Source organism: Thermophilibacter sp., from assembly GCF_966187215.1.
This window is the reverse complement of sequence record NZ_CBIFYV010000098.1, coordinates 1-8,145: the sequence shown is the minus strand read 5'-3', so window position 1 is coordinate 8,145 and position 8,145 is coordinate 1. Positions and strand designations below refer to the sequence as shown.

At 73.6% G+C, this 8,145-nt stretch carries 9 protein-coding genes; all 9 read right to left on the bottom strand.

Going from position 1 to position 8,145, the window contains the following annotated elements; genetic code table 11:
• Window positions 1–288, bottom strand: a 288-nt coding sequence (hisE, locus tag ACWTSU_RS07990) for a phosphoribosyl-ATP diphosphatase (RefSeq protein WP_455139512.1), incomplete at its 3' end; no start/stop codon positions are given.
• A 9-nt stretch (window positions 289–297) separates the two neighbouring features.
• Window positions 298–675 carry a phosphoribosyl-AMP cyclohydrolase gene (gene hisI, locus ACWTSU_RS07985; RefSeq protein ID WP_455139510.1) on the bottom strand — a complete coding sequence of 126 codons (378 nt, stop codon included), beginning with the start codon at window positions 673–675 and terminating at the stop codon, window positions 298–300.
• Window positions 676–700: 25 nt separating this feature from the next.
• Entirely contained in the window at window positions 701–1,471 is a 771-nt protein-coding gene (gene hisF, locus ACWTSU_RS07980; protein ID WP_455139508.1) for an imidazole glycerol phosphate synthase subunit HisF, read from the bottom strand.
• A gap of 247 nt (window positions 1,472–1,718) precedes the next feature.
• Window positions 1,719–2,453, bottom strand: a complete 735-nt coding sequence (locus ACWTSU_RS07975; protein ID WP_455139506.1) for a 1-(5-phosphoribosyl)-5-[(5-phosphoribosylamino)methylideneamino]imidazole-4-carboxamide isomerase — start codon at window positions 2,451–2,453, stop codon at window positions 1,719–1,721.
• A complete protein-coding gene (hisH, locus tag ACWTSU_RS07970) occupies window positions 2,450–3,118 on the bottom strand; it encodes an imidazole glycerol phosphate synthase subunit HisH (RefSeq protein WP_455139504.1) in 669 nt (222 codons plus the stop codon). The genes ACWTSU_RS07975 and hisH overlap by 4 nt, the downstream gene beginning before the upstream one ends.
• Window positions 3,118–3,705, bottom strand: coding sequence for an imidazoleglycerol-phosphate dehydratase HisB (gene hisB / locus ACWTSU_RS07965; RefSeq protein ID WP_455139502.1), 588 nt, complete (start codon window positions 3,703–3,705; stop codon window positions 3,118–3,120). Before hisB ends, hisH begins: the two co-directional genes overlap by 1 nt.
• Window positions 3,702–4,787 carry a histidinol-phosphate transaminase gene (hisC, locus tag ACWTSU_RS07960; protein WP_455139500.1) on the bottom strand — a complete coding sequence of 362 codons (1,086 nt, stop codon included), beginning with the start codon at window positions 4,785–4,787 and terminating at the stop codon, window positions 3,702–3,704. The genes hisB and hisC overlap by 4 nt, the downstream gene beginning before the upstream one ends.
• Window positions 4,780–6,147 carry a histidinol dehydrogenase gene (hisD, locus tag ACWTSU_RS07955; RefSeq protein ID WP_455139498.1) on the bottom strand — a complete coding sequence of 456 codons (1,368 nt, stop codon included), beginning with the start codon at window positions 6,145–6,147 and terminating at the stop codon, window positions 4,780–4,782. Before hisD ends, hisC begins: the two co-directional genes overlap by 8 nt.
• Window positions 6,144–7,814 (bottom strand): ATP phosphoribosyltransferase, encoded by a 1,671-nt coding sequence (hisG, locus tag ACWTSU_RS07950; RefSeq protein ID WP_455139496.1) that lies wholly within the window; start codon window positions 7,812–7,814, stop codon window positions 6,144–6,146. The genes hisD and hisG overlap by 4 nt, the downstream gene beginning before the upstream one ends.
• Window positions 7,815–8,145 lie beyond the last annotated feature (331 nt).

Below are 8,145 nucleotides of genomic sequence, written 5' to 3'. Positions count from 1 at the left end.
GAGCTCGGCCAGCGTCACGCCCTCGCGCTCCAGCGTGACGAGCAGGTGGTAGAGAAGGTCCGCCGCCTCGTAGCGTATGTGGTCGTGGTCGTGGTCCTTGGACGCCATCACGACCTCGGTGGCCTCCTCGGTGAGCTTCTTGAGCAGCGAGTCCTCCGGCCCCTGGAGCAGGCGGGCCGTGTAGGAGGCCTCCGGGTCGGCCCCGGCGCGGCCGTGGATGACCGCGGCGAGCCCCTCGAGCGTCTCGCCGATGTCGCCGTCGTGCACGTTAGCGGTTCTCTCCCCCATGGGTCTCTCCTATCCCTCGTCCCTCTGGTCCGCGGAAAGCTCGCGGTAGAAGCAGCTGCGGTGGCCGGTGTGGCAGGCCGGGCCCGGCGAGTCCACCTCCACGAGCAGCGTGTCAGCGTCGCAGTCCACGAGCACGCGGCGCACGCGCTGGACGTTGCCACTCGTGGCGCCCTTGTTCCAGAGCTCCCGGCGGCTGCGGCTCCAGAACCAGGTGGTCCCGGTCTCGAGCGTGAGCCGAAGCGACTCCGCGCTCATCCACGCCACCATGAGCACCTCGCCGGTGCCCGCCTGCTGCACCACGGCCGGCACCAGGCCGCGCTCGTCGAAGCGCACCTCGCCCGCCGACGCCGCCCCCTCGAGCGGCTCGCCCGCGTAGGTCTGGCCCATCGCTTTCCCCCCTCGCATCGTGCCCTCAGAAGTCCAGCCGCACCGGGATACCCTGGCTGGCCATGTACTCCTTCACCTGGCGAATCGTGAACGTACCGAAGTGGAAGACGCTCGCGGCGAGCACCGCGTCCGCCTCGCCCTCGATGATGCCCTCGGCGAAGTGCTCGAGCGTGCCCACGCCGCCCGACGCGATCACCGGGATGGGCACCGCGCGCGCGACCGCGCGGGTGAGCGCGAGGTCGAAGCCGTCCTGGGTGCCGTCGCGGTCCATGCTCGTGAGCAGGATCTCGCCGGCGCCGCGGCGCGCCGCCTCCTCAGCCCACGCCACCGCGTCGATGCCCGTGGCCTCGCGCCCGCCGGCGAGGTAGACCTCCCAGCGGTCTCCCCCTCCGGGCACGCGCTTGGCGTCGATCGCGCAGATCACGGCCTGGCTGCCGAAGGCCGTCGCGGCCGCGGAGATGAGGCTCGGGTCGCGCACGGCCGCCGAGTTGAGCGAGACCTTGTCGGCGCCGGCGGCGATCATGGCGCGGCAGCCGGCCACGTCGCGGAAGCCGCCGCCCACCGTGTAGGGGATGCGCAGCTCGGACGAGGCGCGGCTGGCCAGCTCGATCGTGGTGGCGCGGTCGTCGGAGGTGGCCGTGATGTCAAGGAAGACCACCTCGTCGGCGCCCTCGGCGTCGTAGCGGCGCGCGAGCTCCACCGGGTCGCCGGCGTCGCGCAGGCCCACGAAGTTGACGCCCTTCACGACGCGCCCGTCCTTCACGTCCAGGCAGGGTATGACGCGCTTGGTCAGCATGAGATTCCTCCGGGTCGAACGTGTTCCGTCAACATCTTACGTCTCGCGGGGCCGCGGGCGGCGGGCAGACCGCCCTTCTCGCCGAATGCACGAAATTATTTATATAGAGGCACTCCAGGGCGCGCCAGGCTTCTCGCCACCTGCGGTTTTGCGGGTCGATCGACCCCCTCAGAAGGTCGAATATCAATAATTTCGTGCACTCGATGCAAGCCAGACGGCGAGAAGGACCGCGCGCCCCGACTCGCCCTCACGCGCAGGCGGCCAGGGCGTCGGCCAGCGAGAAGGACCCCTCGTAGAGGGCCCGCCCGCAGATGGCGCCCTCCACCACGTCCGGCCCGAGCGCCGCCAGCGCGCGCAGGTCGTCCAGGCTCGCGATGCCGCCCGAGGCCACCACCGGGAAACCCGCGACCTCGGCCACGTGCGCGTAGGCGGCCGCGTCCACCCCGCAGCGCATGCCGTCGCGCGCCACGTCGGTGAAGACGAGATGGCGGTACCCCAGCTCGGCCAGGCGCGCCACGAGCTCGTCGGCGCCGAGCGCCGCGCCCTCGCGCCAGCCGTTCACGCGCACCTCGCCGTCGCGCGCGGCCACGTCGGCCACCACGAGCTCGCCGAACTCCCGCGCAGCCTCGGCGGCGAAGGCCGGGTCGCGCACGAGCGCCGTGCCGATGGCGATGCGCCGCACGCCCAGGCCGGCCAGGCGCTCCACCGCGGCGAGGTCACGCACGCCGCCGCCCGCGTCCACCGAGATCCCCTCGACCGCGCACACGGCGCGGATCGCGGCGTCGTTGGCCGCGCGGGCGGCCTCGTCCTCCTCGAGCGTCGCCGAGAGGTCCACCACGTGCACCCAGGAGGCGCCCGCGTCGCGGAACCTCTCGGCCACCGCGGCGGGGTCGTCGGAGTAGACGTCCATGCGGGAGCGGTCCCCGCGGGCGAGGCGCACCACGCGCCCGCCCACCAGGTCGATCGCGGGAAAGAGGATCATCTGCCGGCCTCCCCCACCACGCGCGCGAAGTTGGCCAGGATGACGCCGCCCACCGCGGAGCTCTTCTCGGGGTGGAACTGCACGCCGAAGACGGCGCGGCCGTCCCACACGGCGCTCGCGAAGCTGCGCACGTAGTGCGTGCGCGCGGCCACCACGGCGTCGTCCACGTCGTCGTCGAGCGCGTAGGAGTGAGTGAAGTAGACGTTGGCCCCCTCCGGCACGCCGGCGAAGAGCGGGCACGCGCGGCCGCGCTCGGTGAGGTGCAGCTGGTCCCAGCCCACGTGCGGCACCTTGAGGCGCGTCGACTCGAGGCGCGTGGCCGAGCCGGCCAGCACCCCCAGCCCCGCGGCCCACGAGCCGTCGTCCGTCTCGTCGCCGCGCTCGAAGAGCAGCTGCAGGCCCAGGCAGATGCCCAGGAAGGGCGCGCCCCGGCCCACGGCGGCGAGAAGGGCCTCGGCCTGGCCGCTCTCGCGCAGGTAGGCCATCGCGTCGCCGAAACTGCCCACGCCGGGCAGCACCACGCCGTCCGCGGCCGCGATGACGCCCGGCTCGTCGCTGACGGTCACGCGCGCGCCCGCGTCGGCCAGCCCGCGCGCCACCGAGCTCAGGTTGCCCTTGTGGTAGTCGACCACGACCACGCGCGGCGCGGCGCCCGCCTCCGCCATCACAGGCTCCCCTTGGTCGAGGGAACGCCGTCCACGCGCGGGTCGGCCTCGAACGCCTCGCGCAGGGCGCGGGCGCAGGCCTTGAACGCGGCCTCGATGATGTGGTGCGCGTTCTCGCCGCACACCAGGCGCAGGTGCAGCGTGATCCCCGCCTCGCGCGCGAGGGCGACGAAGAACTCGTGGGCGAGCTCGGTGTCGAAGGTGCCCACCTTGTCGGGGCCGATCGCCACGTCCCAGTAGAGCCCGCCGCGGCCCGACACGTCCACGGCGCACAGCACGAGCGCCTCGTCGAGCGGCACGAGCGCGCTGCCGAAGCGCCGGATCCCGCGCTTGTCGCCGAGCGCCTCCGAGAGCGCCCGCCCCAGCACGATGCCCGTGTCCTCCACGGTGTGGTGGTCGTCGACCTCGGCGTCGCCCTTGGCGCGCACCGTGAGGTCGATCAGCGAGTGGCGCGCGAGCGCGCACAGCATGTGGTCGAAGAAGCCCACGCCCGTCTCGACGTCGGCGACGCCGGTCCCGTCCAGGTCCACCGAGAGCCCGATGTCAGTCTCGGCGGTGGCGCGGACGGCCTTTGCGGTCCTGCTCATGACTGCGAATCCCTTCTCGTGAGCACCGCGAGCGCGTCGAGCAGCGCGTCGTTCTCCGCGCGCGTGCCCACGGTGAGCCTCAGACACCCCTCGAGCCCCGGCACGGACGAGAAGTCGCGCACCAGCACCGAGTGCTCGTCGCGCAGGCGCTCCCAGACGCGGTGGGCGTCGGGCACGCGCGCGAGCACGAAGTTTGCCGCGCTCGTCCACGCGCTCACGCCGGGCAGCTCCGCGAGCCCCGCGGCGAGCCGCCCGCGCTCGGCCACGATGTCGGCCACCACGCCGGCCATGAGGTCGCGGTGCGTGACGGCGGCCAGGCCGACCGCCTGCGCGAGCACGTCGACCGAGTATATCTGACGCACGGCGGCGAGCGCGTCCACCACGGCCGGGTCGGCCACGAGGTAGCCCAGGCGCGCCCCCGCCAGGCCGAACGCCTTGGAGAGCGTGCGCAGCACCATGAGGCGCGGGCTCTGAGCCACCAGGTCGACCACGCTCGAGCCCTCCGGCGCGAACTCCACGTAGGCCTCGTCCACGAGCACGAGCGCGTCGGTCTCGTCGAGCAGACGGCGCACGAGCGCGCGCGGCGCGAGGTCGCCCGTGGGGTTGTTCGGCGAGGTCAGGATCACCATCGCGGCGTCCGCCGCGGCGGCCGCGAGCGCGTCGGCGTCGATCGAGAAGTCGCGCGGATCGCGGGGCACGCGGCGCACGGGCGCCTCGCACATCTGCGCGAAGTTGGCGTACTCGGCGAAGTCCGGCGGGCACGTCACCACGGAGCGCCCCGGCCCGCCGAAGGCGAAGAGCAGGTTGAAGAGCAGCTCGTCGCCGCCGTTGCCCACGATCACGCGGGACCGGTCCGTGCCGTGGCGCGCGGCGAGCGCGTCGCGCAGCTCGTTGGCCATCGGGTCGGGGTAGCGGTTGAGCGGCGTGGAAAGAAGCGCCTCGTCGATCGCGGCGCGCAGCTCGGGCGGCATCGGGTGGGTGTTCTCGTTGGCCGACAGGTTCACGCGGCACGGCGAGAAGGCCGGGTCGTACGGCTCGAAGGAGCGCAGCGCCTCGCGCAGCCGCGACGTGACGTCACGCATCGCGCGCCTCCCCCCTGAGCTCGAGGTCGGAGGGCCAGGCCACGCGGTGCACGTCGGAGGCGTCGTAGGTGCCCCCTTCGGCCAGCCGGCGGCGCAGCCCCACCGACAGCGCGTGCGCCCAGAGGCCCTCAGACTGCGCGAGCGTCTGGACGGCCGGCGCGTCGGCGAGAAGCCCCTCGGGCGTGTAGCTGATGACGCTCGAGCGCTTCTGGAAGTCGTAGACGCCGAGCGGGTTGGAGAAGCGCGCGGTGCCGCCGGTGGGCAGCGTGTGGTTGGGACCGGCCACGTAGTCGCCGAGCGGCTCGGAGCTCCAGGCGCCCACGAAGATGGCACCGGCGTTGCGGATGCGGCCGAGCAGCCCCATGGCGCCCTCGCAGTGCAGCTCCAGGTGCTCCGGCGCCACCACGTTGACGGCGTCGACGGCCGCGTCGAGCGTCCCCGCCACCACGATGACGCCGCGGTCGTCGAGCGAGGCGCGCGTGACGTCGGCGCGCGGGCTCTGCGGCACGAGCGTCGCGAGCGCCGCCTCCACGCGCGCGGGCAGCGCGGGGTCGCAGGTCACGAGGTAGCAGCTCGCCATCGGGTCGTGCTCGGCCTGGGCCATGAGGTCGGCGGCCACCACCACGGGGTCGGCCGTGGCGTCGGCGAGCACGCACACCTCCGACGGCCCGGCCACCATGTCGACCCCGACGTCACCCGAGACGTAGCGCTTGGCTGCCGCCACGTAGGCGTTGCCCGGCCCCACGATCTTCTCGACCGCCGGGACGGACTCGGTGCCGTAGGCCGCCGCGGCGATGGCCTGGGCGCCGCCCACGGCGTAGACCTCGTCCACGCCCGCGAGGGCCGCCGCGGCCAGCGTGTAGGGGCTGAGCGAGCCGTCGCGCTGCGGCGGCGTCAGCATGACCACGCGCCCCACGCCCGCCACCTTGGCCGGGATCGTGTCCATGAGCACGGTGGAGGGGTACTGGGCGCGCCCGCCCGGCACGTAGACGGCGGCCGACGCCACCGGCGTGACCTTGACACCGAGCATCGTGCCGTCGGGGCGGGTGGTGAACCAGGACTGCTCGCGCTCGCGCTCGTGGAAGTCGCGGATCTGGCGCGCGGCGCGGCGCAGGGCCTCCAGGAACTCCGGGTCCACCCGCTCGGTCGCGGCGGCGAGGGCCTCGGGCGGCACGCGCAGGTCGGCGGGGCAGAAGCCGTCGAAGCGCGCGGCATACTCCCGCAGCGCGGCGTCACCGCGCCCGCGCACGTCGTCCACGATCCTCTCGGCCGCCTCCGTGACGTCGGCGGGCAGCGCGCCCGTGCGATTGAGGTCGGCCTGCGTCAGGCGGCGGCCCCCCTCGAGCGTGACGGTCCTCATGCGTCTCTCCCCTCCCCGACGACCTCGGCCAGGCGGCGCGCGAGGTCGCGGATCCTCTTGTCGCAGCGGTACGCCGCGGGACCGGCGAAGAAGCGCGCCGTGCACTCCATGACGTCGTCGACGACCACCAGGTCGTTCTCGGCGAGCGTGGTGCCCGTGGCCGTGATGTCCACGATGCGGTCGGTCATGCCCACGATGGGGCCCAGCTCGATGTTGCCGTGCAGCGTCACGATGTCCACCTGCTGACCGATGCCGTCATAGTAGCGCTGCGTGATGCGCGGGTACTTGGTGGCCACGCGGACCGTGCCGCGCCACTGGTAGGCGCGCTCGGCCTCGCCCGCGCGGCTGCGCGGCTCGGCCACCACGAAGCGGCAGCGGCCGTAGCCCAAGTCCACGAGCTGCAGCAGGTCGAGCGCGGCCTCCTCGAGCGAGTCGGCGCCGCAGATGCCGCAGTCGGCGCCGCCGTGGCCCACGAAGGCCGGGGCGTCCTGGGCGCGCACGATCACGTACTCCACGTCGCCGGCCGAGACTACGAGCCTGCGCCCGGCGTCGGCGAGCTCGGCGGTGGGCAGCCCCGCCGCCTCGAGCACGCGCACGGTGTCTTTGAGCAGCGACCCCTTGGGCACGGCGATGCGGATGGGCCGCTCGGCCACGCGCACGCCCGGCGTCACCACACCCGAGACGCCCGGCTCGCCGAGCACCTCCTGCAGCCGCTCCAGCGAGAGCGCGAAGCCGCAGGCCACGAGCCCCGGCCGGCCCAGGTTGGCGAGGACCGCGTCGTAGCGCCCGCCCGAGGCGAGGCTCGCCGCGATGCCCTCGGCGTAGCCCTTGAAGATGATGCCGGTGTAGTAGTCGAACGAGTTGATGATCGAGAAGTCAAACGAGAGGCGCCCGGCCTCGAAGAGGTCACCGAGCTCGGCCGCGAGCGCCGAGAGCTCGGCGGTGCCGCGCGCGTCGGCGGCCACGCCCGCGGCGGCGAGAAGCTCGTCGAGCCGGCCGATGACCTCGCGCCCGCCGCCGAGCCGCACGATCTCGCGCAGGGCGCGGGCCTGCTCCGGGGCGAGCCCGGGCGTGGCGGCCACGAGCTCGTCCACGGCCACGAGGTCGGAGTCGTGCACGAGGGCGAGCACGCGCTCGCGGAAGTCCGCGCTGGGCGCGCAGGCGTCGAGAAGCGCGGTGAGCGGCACCGGCGAGCCAAAGACGATGCGCCAGGCGGGCACCTCGAGCGCCGTCAGCACCTGCGCGAGCAGGCGCACGACCTCGACCTCCGAGGCCGTGCCCTCGCGGGCCACCAGCTCGACGCCGAGCTGGGTGAACTGGCGCGGCTGTCCGCGCAGGCTCGGCTCCTCGCGCACCACCGGGGCGCTGTAGCGCAGGCGCACGGGCAGCTCATCGGCGCCCATGCGGCCCGCCACGAGGCGCGCCACGGGCAGCGTGAGGTCGGGACGCAGCGCGAGCAGCGTGCCGTCCTCGTCAAAGAGCTGGAAGGCGGCGTCGCGCAGGCGCGCGCCGCGCTCCAGGGCGCCGCGCTCCTCCAGAAGCGGCGTCTCGACGGGCAGGTAGCCCGCCTCGGCGAAGCACGAGCGGACGGTGTCGGTGATGCGCTCGCGGGCGAGCGCCTCCCGGGGGAGGATGTCGCGGAAGCCGCGGGGGGTTCCTGATCGCACGGTGGTTCCTTTCGGCGCGCCCGGCGGCGCGCGGGTCTGCGGTTCGGGCGAGTGATACTTTAGCACACTAAAGTGCCGGCGCAAGGGCGGGGCGCCTCTCGCCGCGCCGCACGTCGTTGGTCGCCCACCCCGCTCAAAAACCCCGGAAGTCGGCGGGTTGTCGGAACGCCTGCGCAGAAAACCCCGGAAGTCTGTTGCTGAACTCTCCGACTTTCCGCGATTCTCGAGCATACTCCGGAGAAACCGGACGCGTCCCGAATTTTGGTGTAGGCGGCGACTCGGCCGGCGCCCGGAGGGGCGCGGCCGTTCCCTAGAATCGCAGTCACCACAA

What these genes read in the sequence shown, in the direction of transcription:
- hisI (WP_455139510.1), bottom strand. Translation starts at nt 675, where the DNA reads ATGGGCCAGACCTACGCGGGCGAGCCGCTCGAGGGGGCGGCGTCGGCG.
- hisF (WP_455139508.1), bottom strand. Translation starts at nt 1,471, where the DNA reads ATGCTGACCAAGCGCGTCATACCCTGCCTGGACGTGAAGGACGGGCGC.
- ACWTSU_RS07975 (WP_455139506.1), bottom strand. Translation starts at nt 2,453, where the DNA reads ATGATCCTCTTTCCCGCGATCGACCTGGTGGGCGGGCGCGTGGTGCGC.
- hisH (WP_455139504.1), bottom strand. Translation starts at nt 3,118, where the DNA reads ATGGCGGAGGCGGGCGCCGCGCCGCGCGTGGTCGTGGTCGACTACCAC.
- hisB (WP_455139502.1), bottom strand. Translation starts at nt 3,705, where the DNA reads ATGAGCAGGACCGCAAAGGCCGTCCGCGCCACCGCCGAGACTGACATC.
- hisC (WP_455139500.1), bottom strand. Translation starts at nt 4,787, where the DNA reads ATGCGTGACGTCACGTCGCGGCTGCGCGAGGCGCTGCGCTCCTTCGAG.
- hisD (WP_455139498.1), bottom strand. Translation starts at nt 6,147, where the DNA reads ATGAGGACCGTCACGCTCGAGGGGGGCCGCCGCCTGACGCAGGCCGAC.